Here is a 20,758-nt window from a genome sequence, read left to right as displayed (position 1 = left end):
TGTCCGTACGCAACAGTCCAAGCAGCCCTTACAACGCCGCCTCCGCGATGATGCCGATGAGCTTCTGGGTATCCCAGCTGCCCAGGTCGCCCTCGTGGCGCTCGCGCACGCTCACGGTGCCGTTCTCCACTTCCTTGTCGCCGAGCACGACCATATAGGGAATCTTCTGGCTCTGGGCCTTGGCGATCTTCACGCGCATCGGCTCGTTCTGATCGTACACCTCGACGCGGCCGCCCGCCGCCTTGAGTTTCCCGACCAGATCGGCCGCCGCATCCTTGTGCCGATCGGCGATCGGCAGCACGGCAACCTGCACGGGTGCAAGCCACAGGGGAAGCGATCCGGCGTAGTGCTCGATGAGGATGCCGAGGAAGCGCTCGATCGACCCGAAGATGGCGCGATGGAGCATCCAGGGACGCTCTTCGGTGTTGTCCTCGGTGCGGTACGTCAGGTTGAAGCGCTCGGGGAAGTTGAAGTCGACCTGCACGGTCGAACACTGCCACGTACGCCCGATGGCATCTTTCACCTTGATGTCGATCTTCGGGCCGTAGAACGCGCCATCGCCCTCGTTGATCTCGTATTCGAGGCCGTGGCGGGCGCATGCTTCTTCAAGCGAGGTCGTCGCATGCTCCCACATATCATCAGAACCGATGCTCTTCTCGGGACGCGTCGAGATTTCGGCCGTGTACTCGAATCCGAACGTGGTCATGATGTGATCCACGAGATCGAGGATGGCGACCACCTCGTCGACCACCTGATCTTTCGTGCAGAACACGTGCGCATCGTCCTGAGTGAACCCGCGGGCGCGCAACAGACCGTGCACCACGCCACTCATCTCGTGACGGTAGACCGTGCCGAACTCGAAGTAACGCAGCGGCAGATCGCGGTAGGAGTGCAGATCGGCCTTGTACAGCATGACGTGGCCGGGGCAGTTCATGGGCTTGACGCCGTACTCGCTCATGCGCGGGTTCTCGTCGTCGCCTTCGTTGATCTCGAAGAAGTACATGTTCTCGTGGTAGAAGTCGTAATGACCGCTCATCTTCCACACGTCGGCGTTGTAGATATGGGGCGTGATGACCTCCTCGTAGCCGCGCTCGTACAGGTCGCGGCGCAGCCACTCCTGCATCGTTCGGATGATGCGCGCGCCCTTGGGCAGATACATCGGCAGGCCCACGCCGGCGAGCGGATCCATCGTGTAGATGCCGAGCTCGCGCCCGAGCTTGCGGTGATCGCGCTTCTCGGCTTCTTCGAGGTTCGTGAGGTACGTCTCGAGTTCCTTCTTGCTGAAGAACGCCGTGCCGTACACGCGCTGGAGCATCTCGCGATCGCTATCGCCGCGCCAGTACGCACCCGCAAGCTTCGTGAGCTTGAATGCGGGGACCTTCGACGTGTCGGGAAGATGGGGGCCGCGGCACAGATCGGTGAACTTTCCGATCGAGTACGTGGTGATGGCCTCGTCCTCGGGCAGCTCCGCAATGAGCTCGAGCTTGAACGGCTGATCGGCGAACAGCTCTTCGGCTTCTGCGCGCGTGACCACGCGACGCTCAAACGGTTCGGCGGCGGCGATTATCTCGGCCATACGGGCCTCGATCGCAGCCAGGTCATCGGGGCCGAGGCTCTTGTCCATCTTGATGTCGTAGTAAAAGCCGTTCTCGATCGCAGGTCCCACGCCGAACTTCACATCGCCGTACAGATCGACGAGCGCAGCTGCCATGACGTGGGCCGTCGAATGCCTGAGGATGTCGATCGCTTCGGGGGTCTTATTCGTGACGATGGCCACCTGCTGGCCCCCGTGCACCTCGCATCCGAGATCGACGGCGACTCCGTCGACGATGCCGGCAAGCGCCGCCTTCGCGAGGCCCGCGCCTATCGACGCGGCCACATCTCCAACCGTAGCGCCGCTCTCAAGCTCCTTACGCGATCCGTCGGGCAAAATGATTTCCATATTTCCAATCCTTTCCTGTGCCGGGTGCATACAAAGCACCTGCACGATCGTTGTGGTGCCGCCTTAGGCAAGCACCGTCACACGAGCCTTGTATCGAGGCCCTATGAACAACGAAGCCGCCAACAGGGCGGCTTCGCGTTGCATACAGTTACGGTTACTGTGCGCTGAGCTCGTCGGCTGAGCGCGAACGTGAGCGAGCCGGCCTCGCTTGCTGGGGAGCCGCAGAATGCGGCGTGGTAGTTGTCGCACCCGAACGGGGCCGCACGGCGCCGCGGCGCGGAGCTCCACCGGCAACCGGGGTGGCGCAGTAAGGGCATACCGTCCAGGACGGGTCGAGCGCATGGTTGCAGGTCATGCACAGGTTCTTCAAGCGCTGATGGCAGTTCGGGCACAGCACGAAATCAGCCTCGACGGGGTATCCGCAGTTGGCGCATTCACCGTACTTCATGAGTTCGCGCTGCTTGAGCGCGATCTCGAGTTCCTGCTCGTCGCGATCGATCTGCAGCAGCGGCGGACGGAGCAGGCAGTAGGCAATTACGCCCACAAGCGGCACAAGCGCAACGATAGCCCAGATGTACCAGAATGACCCACGCAGGTAGGCGTCGCGCACTACCCACACGATGGACAGCACGTAGAGAACAACCAGCAGCACGACCACGATCGTGAACGCCGATTGCAGCTCGGGTGTCCACAGCTGGGACAACAGTTCGTTCATGGTAACCTCGTTTTCCTCGGTCAGCACGTGCGGCAACCTGCCTGATTACACGCGCGAGTCGGCCATCTGCGCCGACACAATGCCCTATTGTAACAAAGAACCTATGCACGCCAAGCAGATACCCCTAATTTCCTCGGAAAACCGATGCCGGAAATGCGCTGCCCATCGAGGGTCACCCAAAACGTTGCAGCGGGCCTTGCCGGACGGCGGAATACGGCGGATCGTCGTACGACGGAATACGGCGAATCGTCGAACAGCGGCGAAGCACAGGCGTCGAATGCGAGCGGCGAGCGGCCCGATAGGCATTGTCGGCCGAAAAACACGGTTTTTGCCCCGAATCCGTGTTTTTCGGCCGACAATGGGCACGCACCGCGCGAAACACGGCCGTCGGAAGCCATCGAACCGCCGAAAGCGCGAAGGTCGGTCTTGCGGGCTTTCGCGGCAGCTTCGGGCGCGTGCAGCTCACGCAAGAAAAAAAAACGGCTGCACCGTCGCCGATGCAGCCGCTCCTTCCTCCGGTCGGCAGCGCGCGCTACCCTATCTCGGCCAGCTGCTCTTCGATGCGGGCAAGCATATCGGTAAGCTCGGCGCACTTGGCGCGATCCTTCTCGACGATCTCGGGAGCCGCCTTCGCGAGGAACCCGGGGTTCGAGAGCTTCTTTTCGAGCTTCGCGGCGTCGGCGGAGACCTTTGCGCGCTCCTTCTCGAGCCGTACCCGCTCGGCCTCGAAATCGACGAGGCCCGAAAGCACGATGTACACCTCGAGCCCCGCCGCTAGCGCGATGCTCGACTCGGCGGGCTTGACCGCATCGGCCGCAATCGTCAGCTCGCCGAGGTTCGCCATGTCGATGAGCAACCGACGCTGGGCTTCGAGCAGCTCGACGTCGTGCGCATCGGCCTTGACCGCCACGGAAAGCTCGGTCTTCGGCGAGATGCCGTAACGCGAGCGGGTCGAGCGGATACCCGACACCGCTTCGGTCACCATCTGGATCGCGCGCTCTGCATCGGCGTCGACGTAGTGCGCAAGCGCAGCGGAATCGGGCCACGATGCAACGATCAGGTACGGTGCGCCGTCCTTGTTGACGGGCAGATCGCGATAGATCTCCTCGGTCACGAACGGCATGATGGGGTGCAGCAGGCGAAGCGCGGTATCGAGCACGAACACGAGGTTGCGCTGGCATGCTGCACGATCCTCGGCCGATCCCCCAAGGCGGCTCTTCGAGAACTCGATGTACCAATCGCAGAACTCGTTCCAGAAAAACGAGTACAGCTCGCGCGTGATCTCGCCGAACTCGTAGGCTTCGAACGCCTCGTCGATGCGCGCGACCAGCCCCGCCAACCGCGAGAATATCCACTTGTCGGCAGGCGTCACCGGCTCGGGATCGCCCGGCACGTACCCGTCGAGGTTCATCATCACGAAACGCGCCGCATTGCGGATCTTGTTCGCGAAGTTGCGGCTGCTCTCGAGCTTCGCCTCGTTGAACTTGAGGTCCTGAGCGCCCGTCACCTGCATGAGCAGACCGAACCGCATGCCATCGGCACCGTAATCCTCCATGAGGCGCAGCGGGTCGACGCCGTTTCCGCGCGATTTGCTCATCGGCTTGCCGTCGGCCGCCATGACGGTCGGATGGATGATCACGTCCGAGAACGGGATCTCCTTGCAGAAGTACGTCGAAGCCATGACCATGCGCGCCACCCACAGCCCCATGATGTCACGGGCGGTCGAGAGCACCTGCGTGGGATACGCGAGCTTGATCTCGGGAGCTTCCATACCCTCATCGGGCCAGCCCATCGTGGCGAACGGCCACAGCTGCGAGGAAAACCACGTGTCGAGCACGTCGTCGTCCTGGCGCACGCGAGCGCCGCATACGGGGCACACCTCGATGTCCTCGACGCTCGCATCTTCCCAACCGCACTCGTCGCAGTAGAACATCGGGATGCGATGGCCCCACCACAGCTGGCGCGAGATGCACCAGTCCTTGAGGTTGCCCATCCAATCGAGGTAGACCTGCTTCCAGCGCTCGGGGTAGAACGTCACCGAACCGTCCTCCACCACGCGGGCAGCCTCGCCCTTCAAGCCGTCGACGGCGACGAACCACTGTTCGGAGAGCCACGGCTCGAGCTTGGTGTGGCAGCGGTAGCACGTCATGACCGAATGGTCGTGGTCTTCCACGTGATCGAGCAAGCCGAGCTCCTCGAACCTGGCAACCACGGCCTCGCGCGCCTCGTCGCGCGTCATGCCCGAGAACTCGCCGTATCCCTCGACGACCACCGCGTGCTCGTCGAAGATGTTGATGCGCTCGAGGCCGTTGCGCTCGCCCATCGCGTAGTCGTTCGGGTCGTGCGCGGGCGTCACCTTCACAAAACCCGTGCCGAACTCGGGGTCGACGTGAAAATCGCTGAAGATGGGGATCTCGCGGTCGACGATCGGCAGCTTCACCGTCTTTCCTACCAGGGACTTCTTAGAAGCATCCTTCGGGCTCACCGCCACGCCGGTGTCGCCGAGCATGGTTTCGGGGCGCGTGGTGGCGACCACGATGTAGTCCATGCCGTCCACCGGCTCGGTAAGCGGGTAGCGCAGATACCACAGGTGGCCCGCCTCGTCCACGTACTCGGCCTCGTCGTCGGCGATGGCGGTCGTGCAGCTCGGACACCAGTTCACGATGCGCTTGCCGCGGTAGATCAGATCGTTGTGGTACCAGTCGACGAACACCTGGCGCACGGCTTTCACGTAGGCGGGCTCGAGCGTGAAATGCTCGTCGGAATAATCGCAGGAACAGCCCATGCCCTTGATCTGGTTCACGATGGTGGCACCGTATTCGCGATACCAGTCGTAGCATGCCTCGACAAACGCCTCGCGGCCTATCTCGAGACGCGAAATCCCCTCGTCGGCGAGCTTCTTGTCCACTTTGGTCTGCGTGGCGATGCCCGCGTGGTCGGTGCCGAGCACCCAGCGGGTCCGATACCCCTGCATGCGCGCACGGCGAATACACGTGTCCTGGATGGTGTCGTTCAGGGCATGGCCCATGTGGAGCGCACCGGTGATGTTCGGCGGCGGGATGACGATCGTGTACGTGTCGTCGGCGTGGCGGCCGAATCCCGGCGTGCGCTTGAAGTACCCGTTGTTCTGCCACGCCTCGATGAGGGGGCGCTCGTGAGCGGCAAAGTCGTAATCGATTTTCTTCTTCGCCTGCTCGTTGTTCTTCTCTTCGGACATAAGTCTCCTCTTATCCCTGAATGCAAAAGGCGGGCGCCAGCTTATACGCCGCGCCCGCCCGTTCTCGCTTTGCTGCTAGGCGCTCTGCTTGGACTTGCGTTTCGATTCCTTGACGGCGACGATCTCGGGACTCGTTTCTCCCGTGATATCGGTTGCCCGCACGGCGACGCGCGACGAGCCTTCCTGTTCGGGAAGGTCGTACATCACGTCGAGCAGCACGCGCTCCATGATGGAGCGAAGACCGCGGGCACCCGTTCCGTGCTCGACAGCCTCGTGCGCGATGGCGCGCAGGGCATCCGGCTCGAATTCGAGCTCGGCATCCTCGAACTCGAACATGCGCGTGTACTGCTTCACGAGCGCGTTCTTGGGTTCGGTGAGGATGCGCACGAGATCTTCCTCGGAAAGCTCCTTGAGCGAGGTGATCACGGGAATGCGGCCCACGAACTCGGGAATCATGCCGTACTTGTTGAGATCTTCGGGCAGCACCTTCGCCATCAGCTCCGCCTCGGCGAGCTTCTTTGTCTTGGGAGGCTCCGCATTGAAGCCGAGTCCCGTTTTGCCTACGCGCTGCGCCACGATGTCGGAAAGCCCCACGAACGCCCCGCCCAAGATGAACAGGATGTTCGTCGTATCGATGTGGATGAGCTCCTGCTGGGGATGCTTGCGCCCGCCCTGCGGCGGAACGCTCGCCTCGGTCCCCTCGACGATCTTCAGAAGCGCCTGCTGTACGCCCTCGCCCGACACGTCGCGCGTGATCGAGAGGTTCTCGGCCTTGCGCGCGATCTTGTCGATCTCGTCGATGTAGATGATGCCGATCTCGGCACGCGACACGTCGAAGTCGGCAGCGGTGATGAGCTTCAGAAGGATGTTCTCCACATCCTCGCCCACATAGCCCGCCTCGGTGAGCGTCGTCGCATCGGCGATGGCAAACGGCACCTGCAGCGTGCGCGCAAGCGTTTGGGCCAAGAGCGTCTTTCCCGAACCGGTGGGTCCGAGCAGGAGGATATTGCTCTTCGCGATCTCAACATCGTCCTCGTCGAGATCCTCGTCGAGGCTGATGCGCTTGTAGTGGTTGTACACGGCAACGGACAGCGCGCGCTTCGNAGGCGGCAGGCGCCGGCGATTCGTGCTCGCCGGCGTTGCTCGCACCTATGTCGCGCATCATCGCATCGGCGCACACCGAAATGCACTCGTCGCAAATGTAGATGCCGCCAGGACCCGATATCATAGCCGAAACCTGGTGCGGTGCTTTTCCGCAGAAGGCGCACGCGATGTCCCGGGGGTCTTGCTCCCCCCCGAAACCCGCGTCGCGCCCGTCAATTCTGTCGTTGGACATTACTCTTCGCTTTTCTTGTCGTCACCGAGAGACGCCTGGGACTTCACAATGTCGTCGACCAGGCCGTAGGCTTTCGCTTCCTCGGCCGTCATGTAGTTATCGCGCTCCGTATCCTTCTGGATCGTCTCGAGCGATTGCCCGGTGTTGTCCGCGAGGATCTTGTTCAGGCGCTGACGGGTCTTCAGCATGAAATCGGCCACGATGGCGATCTCGGTCTGCTGGCCCTGCGCGCCGCCGGACGGTTGGTGGATGAGGACCATCGAATTCGGCAGGCACAGCCTCTTGCCCTTCGCGCCGGCAGACAGCAGCACGGCTGCCATGGAAGCGCACTCGCCCAAGCAGATGGTCGATACGTCGCACTTGATGAAATCCATCGTGTCGAGGATGGCGAGTCCCGCCGTAACCGATCCTCCCGGCGAATTGATGTAGAGCGAGATGTCCTTGTCGGGATCGGAGTTCGCAAGATGGAGCATCTGCGCAACCACCGAGTTCGCCACGTTGTCATCGATCTGCTCACCCAAAAAGATGATGCGATCGTTCAGCAAACGGGAGTAGATATCGTAGCTGCGCTCCCCACGTGGCGATTGCTCGATAACGTAGGGGATGAGCGCCGCTGTGCTTTTGAAGTTGTTCGTAGCCATTGATGCCTCGTTTCCGGCGGGCATGACCCGCCTTGCTCTCATATGCTTGATTTCGGTATCCGGTATGCTCATCTATTCTTTCGCTTCTTCGGCTTCGGCCTTCTTCTCAGCCGCCTTCTTGGCCGGGGCCTTCTTCTTTGCGGGAGCCTTCTTTTCCTCGGCCTCCGCGCCGTCGGTTGCGGCCTTCTTCGCCGCAGTCTTCTTGGCGGGCTTCTTCTCGGCCTTCTTCTCGTCCTTGGCGCCGGTCAGCTCGGTGACGTTCGCCGTATCCATGATCTCGGTGACCGCGCGGGTGCGCAGGATGCCCTGGCGCAGCATGTGCATCTGGCCGTTAGCACGCCACTCGGCTTCGAGCGCCGCAGGATCCTCGACGCCGCTCTTGACGAACTCGTCGGTCAGCTCCTGATCGGTCACTTCCATCTTGGCATGACGTGCCCACGCATCGAGCGCAAGGTCCTGCTTGGCGATGTCGGAGGATTGCTTCTTCACATCCTCCTTGAACTGGTCGGCGGTGATTCCCTGCTGCATCAGGTACACGTCGAAGCTCATGCCCTGCGACTGCAGCTGCTGGAAGAACGATTTCAAAAGATCGGCCTCGTTCGCCTCGACCATCGACTCGGGAACTTCGCCCTCGAGACGCTCGGCGAGCACGTTCAAACACGCGTTCTCCTTCATGCCCGGAAGCACGTCGGCCTTCTGCTTCTCTATCGAATCGGCGATGCGGGCCTTCAGATCGTCGACGCCCTCGAACCCGAGCGTGTCTTTGGCCCACTCGTCGGTCACTTCGGGAAGGATCTGCTTCTTGACGGCAAGAACCTCGATCTCGAAATGGATCTTGTCGGTCTTATCGGCGAGAGAAGACGTCATCATCGAAGAATCCTTGGTGATGTCGATGTCGAAGCCCTTCTTCTGCCCCTTCTTGAGGCCGATGAGCTCGGCATCGAACGCCTCGGGGAACAGCCCCACGCCAAGGCCGTACAGGCGCGACTCGGTCGTCAGCGTCTCAAGCGTTTCTCCTTCGGCGTCGGTCGCGGTCATGGAAAGCTCCGCATAGCCGCCCTCTTCGATCTTTGCGCTGGCCGCTGCGTCCTCGAACGAGTAGTAATGCTCGCGCAGCTGATCGATCTGCTCGGCGATCTCGTCGTCGGTCGCGCCTTCGGCGGGAAGCTCGATGTCGACCGGCTCGTAGCTCGAAAGCTCGAGCTCGGGCTTGACCGTAACGGTCGCCGAGTACGTGAAGGGCTTGCCGCCTTCGACCATCGTGGAATCGTTTTCGAACTGCGGCTGCGAAACGGGATACAGCAGGGCCTCGTCGACGGCGAGCGGATACGTTTCGTTCAGAACCGCATCGGTAACCGTCGCGGGAACGGCTTCTGCGCCGAGTGCATTGTCGATGACCGGACGCGGCGCCTTACCGCGGCGAAAGCCCGGGAAGTTGTACTTGTAGGCGAAATCCTTGTAGGTTTTCTTGATGCGATCATCAATCTCTTTGGCATCGATCGTGACGGTCAGCTTTACTTGGTTGTCCTTCAATGCCTCGACTTTTGTTTCCACGTATGTTTTCCTTCCATTATGTACTTGTTGCCTTGCGGCATAAACGCGGTTCGCAGCGCCATCCGAGGCCGATCTTTCAACCGCCCGCCAGAGCCTTGCAGCACCCCACGTGAAACGTGGTATCCCACGTCTTAAAGCATACCGAAACGGAATTATCGCATATCTGCATAGAATGAGAAAGAACGAACGCACACGAACACATCAAACTGACGATTTGGATATCGTGCGGTTACCGAACATACGCTGAAAGCAGTAGTACCGAGCATTGCGCATCGAAGCGCGCAACGCCAAAGGCGGCTGCGCCCCTCTCGCCGCGATTCGGCCTTCCACCCGAATCGCCGCCGGCGGCGCGGCGGCTTCATCTATAGTAATTTGCTACTTTGACGATGCCCGCGAAACGCCCTGCGGCATCGGTTGCATCCTCGACGCGGACGAGGCGGCCCGAGCCGCCGTTCAGGGGGAACAGTGGACGAGCGCACACCGACATTGACCGAGATCATCCATGATCGAAGTTTCCGCGCGCTGCTTCGCCTTTCCCTGCGCGAGGCCATGACGTGGGATACGTTTCTCCAGCATCCCCTACCCCCGAATATGAGCCCGCTTTCGGTTTGGGACATGCTCGGCAGCATCGGCTCGTGCATCGGCGTGCACCTGTTCCCCGACGAAGAGCAGAACCTCCTGTGGTACCGCAGGACGCACGAGTTAAGCGACCTGGTCGAAGAGATATCCCGAAGAAGCTCGAAGGATTCCCCCCTTTACGAGGCGCTGCTCGATCATGCCGACCGCACGTTCTCCTTCGAGCTGCGGCTTACCGAAGCGGTGGCAGCTTCGAGGCTCGCGGGGATCCCCGTCGACCGAGATCATCTCGAGATGCACGTCAGGCTGGGCACGCCGCCCGAGCAGCCCGCCGAGCGGATCGTCGCGAACGCCGTCGCCATCGACGCCGACCTGCCGTCGCTTGCGGGCGAGCCTTTTTCGGAATCGCTGCTGTTCGAGCTCCACCGCCGATTGATCGAGGGAATCGAGGCCGAGGACATCCGCAGCCTCTCGACACGCTACGGCGATCGCCCCGTCGACGAAGATGCTTGGGCGCTCGTCCGGCAGCAGCTTCAGCGCATCGTCTCCTATGCCGAACGCGAAGACGATGACGGCGAGGATCTCTCGGTGCTACGCGGCAACCTCGTTGCCGATGCGCTTCGCTACCATCGGCCGTTCGGCATTGCGAGCACCCACGTCGCCTCCTTGGCTTCGAAGCTGTTCTACCTCAAAAACAACCTGCCCGTCCTCGCCATCGCCCCCATCTCGGAGGCGAAACGCCGCTGGACGGAAGGCACCCTCGACGAGTTCACGCTCTGCGGCCCCGCCGAATACGAAAGCACGCGGAGGCGGAGCTGCTGCGACCTCACCGTGCACCACACGCTATCGGCGGAGTGCATCGCCCTCGAACTCGACAAGATAGAGAGCCGCATCTCGGGCATCGCCCATCGCGACAGGGCGGCGCGGAGCATGCTTTCGACCGACCCGCGCTTCAACCACCGCCAACGTTCCATTTTGGCGCGTGCGCTGCGCACGCCGCTTGCGGAATTCCATATCCGCTACCACCAAGAGAAGAACCGCATCTCGTACGCGACGGCCCGAAGGGATCTCGTCGAGCTGGCCGACGCCGGCTACCTGCGCGCCGAGCAGCGCGGCAAGGCCTTCGTCTTCGTGGCCGACAGCCGCATCGAGGACCTTTCCCGCAACCTGTAACCTTACCGCCGAGCAGGCGCGTCCGCTCGCGCGCTTTCGCCTTCGCGGCAGTCTGCGTGCCTTCGCCTTCGCAGCAACCTTTATCCCCATTGATCCGCTTGCGTATTCATCGGCTTCGTTTCGGCGGTGAACGGCGCTTGCTTGCCGGCAAAGCGCGCCCCCGATACCCCTAATCAGGCCGATGGCCGAGCAGGGCGCGCGAAACGATGTGCGGGAATCGCCCTGCGGCACCGCTTCACGCTGCATTCTGCCCTGCTTCGCGACTTTACAGCGCGCGTCCGCCGGCCACCTTCCGCCGCTCGCCATCGATGCAGGCGCTTGCTGTTCATTATGAACAGGTGGACACCCGAAAACCGCATCCCGCCGCCGCGCTTTCCGTTCATTTCTGCCACGTTGGGGCTTCGGCCTGCCATTTCTATACTTTTGCCCATGTTCTAGCAGACGAGAGGAGCAGGGATGCAAGAAACGCTTTTGTTCGACCAATTCACCTGGCTCGTATTCGCGGCTCCGTTTCTGGGGTTGTTGGCAGCGGGTTTGAGCAAGCGCCAAGATCCGGTCATCCGCGGAAATCGGGTACTCAGGCACGACGGCCCCGCACGCGTGTCGCATTGGACCCACGCGGTCGGCACGGCGCTCTTGCTCGTGTCGGGCATCATACTCGGAACGAGATTCACCCCCTCGTTCGTCACGGGAAACGATGCGACCGCCACATGGTTCAACGTGCACTTCGTGTTCGCGTTGTTCTTTCTGTTCGGCACGTTTTACTGGCTCGGCAATACGATCATCTCCCGATGGCGATTCGGCGAGCACATGCCCACCAAGAACGCCATCACCTACACGCTGAACCACTACGGCAGCCTGCTCGGCGTCAGATCGTGCACCTATCCCAAAGAGGCCAAGTACTTCGAAAGCGAGCGCATGGCGTTCATCCTCGCCATCGTAGCGACGGTAGCCGTGCTCGTAAGCGGACTGTTCAAGGTGCTCGCCCACGCGCTCGCCCTCCCGGAGGGCTTCATGAACGCCATGACCTGGGTACACGATATCTCCGCGGCGCTGATGCTGCTGTTCTTCCTCGCGCACGTGTTCTTCGGCGCCGTTCTGCCGGTGTCGTGGAAGACGCTGAAATCGATGTTCACCGGCTACGTGCCGCTCGAACATGCGAAGCACGAGCATTCCGCTTGGATCGAAGAGCTTGAGGAGAAAGGCGCGGTCGAAACCGCAACCGACATGACCGGCGAAGCGGGCGAAGCAAACGCGCCGCTGGCCGCACAAGGACGAAAGGATGGTTTGGAACATGTCTGAGAAGAACTCGAACCCCGCCGATGGGCGGGCAGCGGCCAAAACCGTAACGCGCCGCGATTTCGTTGCAGCAATCGGGGGGATCGGCATCGGCGCGATACTCGCGGGAGCCGGGGTTTCGGCCTTCCTCGTAGGCGACGAAGTATACGCGGTCGAGGCATCGGGGGGCTACCTGCTCGTCGACACCAAGAAGTGCGGCGCCTGCGAGACGTGCATGCTCGCCTGTTCGCTCGCACACAGCGGCCGCACGAACGTGAACCTCTCGCGCCTGCAGCTCACCAAAAACCCGCTCGGCTGCTTCCCGCTCGACGTGCAGCAGAACCAGTGCCGCCAGTGCCCGTACCCTTCCTGCGTCGACGCATGCCCCACCGGCGCCATGCACGCCGACCCCGAGACGGGCGTGCGGCTCGTCGCCGAGGGCAAGTGCATCGGCTGCGAGCGCTGCATCGAAGCCTGCCCGTTCACACCCTCCCGTGTGCAATGGAACTACGAGGATAAATGCGCGCAGAAATGCGATCTCTGCCTCAACACGCCGTACTGGGACCAGGAAGGCGGTCCGTGCGGGAAGCAGGCCTGCGTCGAGGTCTGCCCCATGCGGGCGATATCGTTCACCCGCACCATCCCGCGCCAAAGCGACGAGGGATACGACGTCAACCTGCGCAACGAGCACTGGGCGATCATCGGCTTCCCCATCGACGATGCGGGCCGCGTGCGGCCCGACGTTTCGGTTCCAACCGCATCGGTGGTACCGCCGCAACCCGCCGACGCTGCCGAAGAAGAATAACCGACCGCAAGGAGGAAACCTATGTCGCAAGCAACCGGAGGATTCGTCGGAAAGATCCTCATCATAGATTTGACCAACCAGACGGCTGAGACCATCGACTCAGAGCCGTACCAGCAATGGGGCGGCGGCCACGGTATGGGATCGGCGCTGTTCTGGGACTATTGCGAAGACAAGACCGTCGGCCCCTTCGACGAAGGCAATGTGGTCACCGTGTGCGCCAACCCCTTTTCGGGTACGCCGGTTCCCTCGGCATCGGCGCGCGTCGAGATCCAGGGCATCGGATCGTTCGCAGACCCCGAGTGGTTCACGCGCTCCAGCATGGGCGGCAGGATCGCCGGCATGATCAAGGCCGCCGGATACGACGCCTACGTCATCAAGGGCAAGGCTCCCGAGAAGACGTGGATCAACATCGTCAACGACGAGGTCGAGTTCCACAACGCCGACGACCTCTGGGGCCTCGACACCGCTCAAACCCAGGAGACCATCTGGGACTACGTGACGAAGGGAACGCCCGACGGCGAATGGTACACGGTCGGTACGACGCGCGACGGGGGGCGCACCACCCAGAAACCCGCCGTCATGTGCATCGGCCCCACCGGCGAGAACCTCGGGCGCACGGCGACCATCACCCACGATGCGGGACACCACGCCGGGCAGAGCGGGCTCGGGGCCGTCTGGGGCTCGAAGAACCTCAAGGCCGTGAGCTTCCTCGGTACGGGAAGCGTTTCCGTTGCCGACCCGGCGGCGCTCATCGATCTGCGCATCGAGTTCCAGCAGAAATTCGCCTACAACGTCGACGACCCGGTACTCGAAACACCCAACCCCGACGCCGCCGTCTACGGCTTCATCACGAGGCACCCCGGCTTCAACGGCATCTACTGGAACGCGCGCGACATGATCTCGCGTCCCTACGGATGCCAAGGGTGCTTCCGCAACTGCCGCCATAACTTCGACGACGGCGTGGGCAACGGCATCATGTGCGCGGCCTCGCTGTTCTACATGTCGGCCGACAACCTGAAAGACCAGGTGCGCGCCGCAGACCTGCAGAACAAGCTCGGCATGAACGGTTTCGAGACGAGCATCATCTCCTACTGCCGCAACCTCTACAAGATGGGCGTCATGGGACCGGGCAAAGAGATCGAATCGAACCTCCCCTTCGACAAGTTCGGAAGCTGGGAGTTCGCCGAGGCGTTCATCAAGGCGATCGCCTACCGCGAGGATATCGGCGCCGATCTGGCCGAAGGGTCGATGCGGGCCGTCAAGAAGTGGGGCCGCTGGGAAGAGGACAGCGCCAACGGCACCTTCCAGTACCCGCAATGGGGCTACTTCTACCACTACGACCCGCGCCTCGAGGTGGAGTGGAGCTACGCGAGCATCATGAGCGAGCGCGACGTCAACGAGCACGGGCTCAACTGGCACGTGCACTGGATGCCGATGATCTGCAGCATGGTCGGCGAAGAGCCGCTCATCTCCGCCGAGGAAATGGTCAACCGCCTCGCCGCCTCGACGACGCTCGACGATCCGATGTGCTTCGACTACAGCGAAGAGGGCATTTACTCCGACGCCACGATCGAGAAGGTCGCCTGGATGAGGCACTACGGGCGCTTCTGGGTGCAGTCGATGGGCATGTGCGACTGGCTGTGGCCCCACCTCATCGAATATGCCTCGCCGACGGGCGACCCCACCCCCGCCACCCCCGATTTCGAGCCGCGCATGTACAAGGCGGTAACCGGCATCGACATCACGTTCGAAGAGAGCCTCGAGATGGGCAAGAAGATCTACCTGCTCGACCGTGCCATCTGGCACATGCAGGGGCGCCATCGCGACCAGGAGGTGTTCGCCGAGTTCGTGTACTCGCTGCCGACGAGCGCGCCCTATCCGCTGCCGGTCTTCGAGGACGGAAGGTGGACGTACGGCACTTGCATGGACCGTGTGCTCGACCGCGACCGCTTCGAAACCGTGAAAGACCGCTTCTACGAGCACGAGGGATGGGACGTGTCCACCGGCTGCCCCACCCGCGCGGCGCTTGAATCGTACGACCTCGGATACGTCGCCGACACCCTCGAGGCGGCAGGCGCACTGCAGAAAGGATGATGAACCATGGCAGACGGTACTCTGACAATGCCCGACGAAGTGGTCGATCTCTATTCGTTCCCGCCCGCAGATGCCGACGAAGCCCGCTACATCCTGCGCGAGCTCGATTGGGGCGAGCACTTCATCGGCATCGAGATGAACCCCGCTGCAGGCAACCGCGACATCTACATCTACAGCCTGAAGGAAGCCGCTCAGTTTCTTCGGTTCGGAACCGCCGGCATGGGGCTTTCCACGGGCGGCAAGGGCTCCATCAGCTGGTTCGATGTCGACAAGCTCGTTGCCTGGGTGAGAAACAGCCTGGGTGACCCGTCTCTCGCCGACGCGATCGCGCGCGACACCGCGCAGGAGGAGGCGTACTTCGGCAAGGTGCAGAAGCTCGGGCACCTGATCGAGATGCGCTATGCGCAGCTGAGAGACCTCGTCGAGGCGAGCGGCGAGCAGTAAGCCGGACGGCACCGATGCGAACCAACCCCGTGTGGCCCGATAAGGATAGGTGAGAAGGATGAGCTCTTGCTACTACAAGGATTTCCCCGCGCTCCGCGCCTTGGAAGGCGAACTCGGATACGCCCTTCCGCCGCTCGCTTACCTTGACAACGCGGCCACTACGCACAAGCCCTCGACCGTCCTCGAGGCGGTCGAGGGGTATTATCGCGATTGCAACGCCAATCCGTACCGCGGCGTATACCGGACAAGCGTTGCCTCCACACGGCTTTACGAGGGATCGCGCGCCATCGTCGCCGATTTTATCGGAGCAAAGGCGGACGAGATTGTTTTCACGCGCAATACAACCGAGGCGATCAACCTCGTCGCGCACTGCTTCGCCCTCGAACGCCTGAGGCCAGGCGACGAGATCGCCCTTCCCATCTCGGAGCATCACAGCAATCTCGTCGTCTGGCAGCACGTCTGCGAAAAAACCGGGGCGAAGCTCGTCTTTTTGTACCCCGACGAGAACGGAAGACTGCGCGATAACGAGATGGAGGAAAAGATCGGGCCCGCAACCAAGATCGTCGCGATCGCGCATGCGTCGAACGTGCTCGGAACGATCTTCCCCATCGAGAAGATCGTATCCCGAGCCCACGATATGGGGGCCGTCGTCGTACTCGATTGCGCGCAGAGCGCAGGGCATCGACCCCTCGACATGAAGCGGCTCGGCGTCGATTTCGCCGCGTTCTCGGGACACAAGATGTATGCGCCCATGGGGATCGGCGTGCTCTATGCGAGAACCGATCTGCTCGAATCGATGCCCCCGTACATGTTCGGCGGCGAGATGATCGATGCGGTGCACGAGCGGCATTCGACGTTCGAGCCGGGGCCGAAGCGCTTCGAAGCGGGAACCCCCAACGTCGCCGGCGCGATCGGGCTCGCTGCCGCCATCGATTACCTGACCCGGATCGGCTTCGACGAGATCGAATCGATCGAGCGGGATCTCGCCAACCGACTGATCGACGGCATGCGGGCGATCGATTCGCTGCGCATCTACGGCAACCCCTATCCCACGCTCGACCGAAGCGGCGTCGTCGCGTTCGGCGTGGTCGGCGCGCACCCGCAGGACGTGGCCCTCGTGCTCGACAGTCGGAACATCGCCGTCAGATCGGGGTCGCACTGCGCGCAGCCCTTGCATCGCAGGTTGGGGGTCGAACAGTCGTGCAGGGTAAGCCCGTGCTTCTACAACACGCCCGACGAGATCGATCGGTTCCTCGATACGGTCGAAGGCGCGCGGCGCACCATCAGCAGGCGCATCATGTCGGTGTTTCCGTAAGGGTCTTCATGCCACGCGGGGCGAACGGACCAATCGGCGCGCACGCGCGCAGCATCGACGGGGCGAACGCCGAACGCCGGGCGTTTCGCTCGGCGGCGCACAGGCGGCGCGAGCTACCTCAGCCGACGCTTCTTTTCCGTCTTCATCGGCTTTTTTCGGTACTGCGGATGATGCTTGAGAAAAACCGCTTTGCAGACGAGCACGATGCCGAGAGCGATAAGCGTTACCGCAAGGAAGCTCGCCATGATATCGAGTGCGAAATAATTCCGTTCGAGGAGTGCGTACAAGCTCGCAAGCGCGAAGAAGCCCGAGAGGATACCCGTCAGCCACGTGAAGGATTTGATGAGGACTTCCTTGGCCCGGTTGGGTGAAGACCGGTACGAAACCACGAAATAGACCGCAAGCGCAATGATGGCGAGCACGATGACCAACGGTATGATGCGGTACAGTCGAGCGATCACGGCGCCTCCTTGCGTCTTCACGGCCATATTCGGCCTGCGGTCAGCTTGATCAGTCCATGATATCACGACGGTCCCGCGATTTCGGTTTCGTCACGGATCCGAAAATCGAAGCAAGCGCAACGGAATCCAGAAAGCGCAATGCTGCGCGGAAGCGCTCTCGGCCCAACCGCGAAGCGGGGCCGACGGGCCGCCGCCCGCCAGCCCCGCAAGACGTACGCAACCCGCGCAGGCGAATGCACAGGTTGCGGCAACGGCTCGAACAACCTACACCAAATGGCTCCCCTTGAGCAGGTCGCCGATGTAGGTGCCTTCGGTTTTCCGCACGAATCCGTCGACGATCTTCTGCTCGACGAACGGCAGATCCATATCGACGAGCATCTTGCGATCGGACAGATAGTAGATCGAGTTGGCGATGGCGCGCAGATCGTAGGCCGAGGCGAACGTCTCGGGAACGCCGCGCTCGATGTCCAAGAGCTGGTACACCGCCTCCATGGCCGTGCGAACCGAATACTCGGTCGTGAACACCGTATCGCGCTCGGTCTCGGCGAAGTTGCCGATGAACGCGAGGTTCTTGGAACCCTTCGGCACGACGAGCGGACGGTCGCCCGGAGATCGCAGCATGAAGTACGAGGTGATGAAGGGCATGTACACGGGAACGACCGTGCACGACCCGTGGGCCATGGCATCGATCTTGTCGTCGGGCACGCCTAGATGGAACAGCAGCTCTTGCGCGATCTCCTCGCCGGTGCATTCCTCGATGGGCTTCTTCACGTAGTTGCCCGGCACGTTGGAAAGCAGGCCGTACACCCACATGACCGTCTGCTCGCCGCCCTGCTCCTTGAAGTGGGGCTGACGATGGATGGTGAAGCTCATGAGCCAGTTGGAATCCTTCACGGTGATGATGCCGCCCGTCACGATCTTGCCGGTGCGCAGCTCCCGGTGCGTCAACCGCTCGATATACGGGTCGATCTCCCCGTTTTGCCAGGTAGCCGTCGCCGAGACGAACCAGCTTTCCTGGGGCAGGTTATCGCAGAACGCATCGGGGTTGCCGAATTCGAGCGACTGTTTGGCGAGGTTCTTCCACAGGGTCCAGCTGCCGCCCAGATCATGGGTGATGGGAGCGGGCTTGTCGTGGGCGCCCTGCGTGGAGCTTTCGGTGATAGAGCCGTTCGTCACGAATACCAGATCGTTTTCAGTCAACTCGATCTCGGCGGTCTTGCCGTCTTTCTCGGTGAGCAGCTTGCGGGCTACCTTGTTTCCGCCCGTGAAATCGATCGGGATATCCGTGACCCGGATACCGTACTCGAAACGAACGCCCTTGTCCTCCAAAAACGAAACAAGGGGCTTCACGAGGGATTCGTACTGGTTGTACCGCGTGAACTTGAGCGCGGTGAAATCGGGGAGCCCTTTGATGTGGTGAATGAAGCGCATGATGTAGCGGCGCATCTCGATCGCCGAGTGCCAGCGTTCGAACGCGAACATCGAGCACCAGTACAGCCAGAAGTTCGATTCGAAGAACTCGTCGCCGAACACGTCTTCGATGCGTTTGCCCTCAAGCGTGTCCTCCGAGGCCATCCAGAGCTCGACGAGTTCTTTCTGGGCCTTCTTAGACAGCGTGAAATCCCCGTCGTCTTCGGCGCGCTCGCCGCGGTTGCAGATGATGCGGCAGTTGGACGAGTTCGGATCGTCGTGGTCGAGCCAGTAGAACTCGTCGAGCACCGATGCGTCCTCGACTTCCAAAGACGGAATCGAGCGGAACAGGTCCCACAGGCATTCGAAATGGTTCTCCATCTCGCGCCCGCCGCGGGTAACGAAGCTGTCGGGGGCCACGGCTTTACCGTCTAAAGAGCCGCCCGGCACCTCGAGCTCCTCGAGTATGCGGATGCGATCGCCTTTCATATAGCCGTCGCGGATCAGGAACACGGCGGCGGCGAGTCCCGCCAATCCCCCGCCCACGATATAGGCGCTCTTCTCGTCTGCTCCTTCGGGTTTTCTCGGACGAGCAAATGCTTCGTAGTTTCCGTTCGTGTGTCTCATAACGATGCTTCCTTTCCTGCGGTCGCAGCGTATCGGTGCGGCTGTTGGCGGTCGGTCTGGTGCAGCATGCCTCGTGCAGCTTGCCGTATGCGGCTTGAGCCTCGCTGCCCGTTCTCGTACCGAGCCATCGTATTCCCATAACGGTGCCGAGCGCCGAACCGTGACGGAAAGGAAGTCAAGCCGAAAGGAGCGTGTAACCATCGAAAGCAGGGCCGACGAAGGCGCATCGTGGCATCGGCCGCCCTCGCCCATCGTGACGCATCGACCAGCGACGCCGCCGCGCAGCGCAACCTCCGTTCCGCACGCCTTGCCTGTTTCAGCTTGATGCTGGGTGAGCGGGCATCGAAACGCACTGTTTTCCCCAATGTGTTGCGTTTGGAGGCCGTTATGGACGGATCGATGCCCTAAAGCGGCATCCGCAACAAGGGTTCCATCAGAGACAAGTCGGTGATCAGGCGCTACGAATGAGGGAGAAACAGCCGGCAATCTCCATGGGAGCATCCATGCGCCCCGAGCGCAGTACAACGGGAAAAACAGTGCGCTTCAAGGCATTGCGAGGTCCTCGAACGCAACATATGGGAGCAGCATTCGGAAAAGGCTCGCGGAGACGTTTCCCCTAGGCCTCGGCGCAGGTCAGCCAAAACCACGCACGCGCCCATGCGATCACCATGCTCTAGCGCCATCCGCGAATCGCAGCAAATCGCGTATGGTGCGGGCGAAAGGACTTGAACCTTCACACCTTTCGGTACCAGAACCTAAATCTGGCGCGTCTGCCAATTCCGCCACGCCCGCACGTGAGCGATGTGCTGCTTCGAACAGGCGTCTCGCAGCAACACGATATGATACCAAATCATAAGCGCGTTTCCCAAGAGAACATCCGAACGTCAAAACGCCCCCGCCCGAGGGCCTTCGCAACGGCAACCCCGCCGCAGCCCGCTGCCGCCCGCACCCGAAGACCCGCGCGCAACATCCAAAGACCTCGCTTGCGCCTTCGAGCACCCACAGCTGCAAACGCTCGATCGTCTACGAATCCATCGCGCTCCAGAGCGTCGAGACCGCCACCACGTCCAGATCGTTCTGCACGTAAGCGCTTACGATCTCGTCGGTGCGGTCATCGACGATGAGGTCGAGGTAACGCGGCTCGCCCTGCTCTGCCGGAAGCTCGAACGC

General features: G+C 61.9%; 13 protein-coding genes, 1 tRNA gene and 1 pseudogene. 6 read left to right on the top strand and 9 right to left on the bottom strand.

From position 1 onward, the window contains the following. Positions 1–28: 28 nt before the first annotated feature. From thrS to tig, 6 genes and pseudogenes are all read right to left on the bottom strand, one after another. Entirely contained in the window at positions 29–1,942 is a 1,914-nt protein-coding gene (gene thrS / locus C1722_RS02980) for a threonine--tRNA ligase (protein ID WP_102377923.1), read from the bottom strand. A 154-nt stretch (positions 1,943–2,096) separates the two neighbouring features. Next, positions 2,097–2,657: a zinc ribbon domain-containing protein gene (locus tag C1722_RS02975; RefSeq protein ID WP_102377922.1), complete on the bottom strand. Its 561-nt coding sequence runs from the start codon at positions 2,655–2,657 to the stop codon at positions 2,097–2,099. Positions 2,658–3,189: 532 nt separating this feature from the next. Continuing rightward, positions 3,190–5,874: a valine--tRNA ligase gene (locus C1722_RS02965; protein ID WP_102377920.1), complete on the bottom strand. Its 2,685-nt coding sequence runs from the start codon at positions 5,872–5,874 to the stop codon at positions 3,190–3,192. Between the two features lie 75 nt (positions 5,875–5,949). After that, positions 5,950–7,210, bottom strand: a pseudogene (clpX, locus tag C1722_RS02960) (ATP-dependent Clp protease ATP-binding subunit ClpX). Next, complete coding sequence (locus C1722_RS02955; RefSeq protein WP_102379506.1) at positions 7,210–7,851, bottom strand: ATP-dependent Clp protease proteolytic subunit; 642 nt, start codon at positions 7,849–7,851, stop codon at positions 7,210–7,212. Before C1722_RS02955 ends, clpX begins: the two are co-directional and overlap by 1 nt. A gap of 72 nt (positions 7,852–7,923) precedes the next feature. Continuing rightward, on the bottom strand, positions 7,924–9,405 hold the full coding sequence (tig, locus tag C1722_RS02950; protein ID WP_102377919.1) for a trigger factor: 1,482 nt from the start codon (positions 9,403–9,405) through the stop codon (positions 7,924–7,926). 465 nt (positions 9,406–9,870) lie between these two features. On the opposite strand from tig, the gene C1722_RS02940 reads away from it, so the two are divergent. The 6 genes from C1722_RS02940 (at position 9,871) to C1722_RS02915 (ending at position 17,090) form a co-directional block, all read left to right on the top strand. Beyond that, a complete protein-coding gene (locus tag C1722_RS02940) occupies positions 9,871–11,154 on the top strand; it encodes a Fic family protein (protein WP_146040590.1) in 1,284 nt (427 codons plus the stop codon). A 456-nt stretch (positions 11,155–11,610) separates the two neighbouring features. Next, positions 11,611–12,456 carry a cytochrome b/b6 domain-containing protein gene (locus C1722_RS02935; RefSeq protein WP_102377916.1) on the top strand — a complete coding sequence of 282 codons (846 nt, stop codon included), beginning with the start codon at positions 11,611–11,613 and terminating at the stop codon, positions 12,454–12,456. Continuing rightward, a complete protein-coding gene (locus C1722_RS02930) occupies positions 12,449–13,237 on the top strand; it encodes a 4Fe-4S dicluster domain-containing protein (RefSeq protein WP_102377915.1) in 789 nt (262 codons plus the stop codon). The genes C1722_RS02935 and C1722_RS02930 overlap by 8 nt, the downstream gene beginning before the upstream one ends. A gap of 21 nt (positions 13,238–13,258) precedes the next feature. Next, positions 13,259–15,331, top strand: a complete 2,073-nt coding sequence (locus tag C1722_RS02925) for an aldehyde ferredoxin oxidoreductase N-terminal domain-containing protein (RefSeq protein WP_102377914.1) — start codon at positions 13,259–13,261, stop codon at positions 15,329–15,331. Positions 15,332–15,337: 6 nt separating this feature from the next. After that, positions 15,338–15,775: a hypothetical protein gene (locus C1722_RS02920; protein WP_146040589.1), complete on the top strand. Its 438-nt coding sequence runs from the start codon at positions 15,338–15,340 to the stop codon at positions 15,773–15,775. Between the two features lie 58 nt (positions 15,776–15,833). Further along, a complete protein-coding gene (locus tag C1722_RS02915; protein ID WP_102377912.1) occupies positions 15,834–17,090 on the top strand; it encodes an aminotransferase class V-fold PLP-dependent enzyme in 1,257 nt (418 codons plus the stop codon). 113 nt (positions 17,091–17,203) lie between these two features. Here C1722_RS02915 and C1722_RS02910 read toward each other — a convergent pair whose 3' ends face one another. The 3 genes from C1722_RS02910 to C1722_RS02900 form a co-directional block, all read right to left on the bottom strand. Continuing rightward, complete coding sequence (locus C1722_RS02910; RefSeq protein ID WP_102379505.1) at positions 17,204–17,551, bottom strand: guanylate cyclase; 348 nt, start codon at positions 17,549–17,551, stop codon at positions 17,204–17,206. 264 nt (positions 17,552–17,815) lie between these two features. Beyond that, complete coding sequence (locus tag C1722_RS02905; protein ID WP_102377911.1) at positions 17,816–19,588, bottom strand: oleate hydratase; 1,773 nt, start codon at positions 19,586–19,588, stop codon at positions 17,816–17,818. Between the two features lie 707 nt (positions 19,589–20,295). Beyond that, positions 20,296–20,380 (bottom strand) — tRNA-Leu (locus C1722_RS02900). Positions 20,381–20,758: the final 378 nt, after the last annotated feature.

The organism is Raoultibacter timonensis, from assembly GCF_900240215.1.
Classification (GTDB): Bacteria; Actinomycetota; Coriobacteriia; order Coriobacteriales; family Eggerthellaceae; genus Raoultibacter; species Raoultibacter timonensis.
This window is presented reverse-complemented; position numbering and strand designations above follow the sequence as displayed.

Excerpts from the sequence above, each read along its gene's own strand:
- C1722_RS02905 (WP_102377911.1), bottom strand. The coding sequence starts at position 19,588 with ATGAGACACACGAACGGAAACTACGAAGCATTTGCTCGTCCGAGAAAA.
- C1722_RS02915 (WP_102377912.1), top strand. The coding sequence starts at position 15,834 with ATGAGCTCTTGCTACTACAAGGATTTCCCCGCGCTCCGCGCCTTGGAA.
- C1722_RS02935 (WP_102377916.1), top strand. The coding sequence starts at position 11,611 with ATGCAAGAAACGCTTTTGTTCGACCAATTCACCTGGCTCGTATTCGCG.
- C1722_RS02965 (WP_102377920.1), bottom strand. The coding sequence starts at position 5,874 with ATGTCCGAAGAGAAGAACAACGAGCAGGCGAAGAAGAAAATCGATTAC.
- C1722_RS02925 (WP_102377914.1), top strand. The coding sequence starts at position 13,259 with ATGTCGCAAGCAACCGGAGGATTCGTCGGAAAGATCCTCATCATAGAT.
- C1722_RS02955 (WP_102379506.1), bottom strand. The coding sequence starts at position 7,851 with ATGGCTACGAACAACTTCAAAAGCACAGCGGCGCTCATCCCCTACGTT.
- thrS (WP_102377923.1), bottom strand. The coding sequence starts at position 1,942 with ATGGAAATCATTTTGCCCGACGGATCGCGTAAGGAGCTTGAGAGCGGC.
- C1722_RS02930 (WP_102377915.1), top strand. The coding sequence starts at position 12,449 with ATGTCTGAGAAGAACTCGAACCCCGCCGATGGGCGGGCAGCGGCCAAA.
- C1722_RS02920 (WP_146040589.1), top strand. The coding sequence starts at position 15,338 with ATGGCAGACGGTACTCTGACAATGCCCGACGAAGTGGTCGATCTCTAT.
- C1722_RS02975 (WP_102377922.1), bottom strand. The coding sequence starts at position 2,657 with ATGAACGAACTGTTGTCCCAGCTGTGGACACCCGAGCTGCAATCGGCG.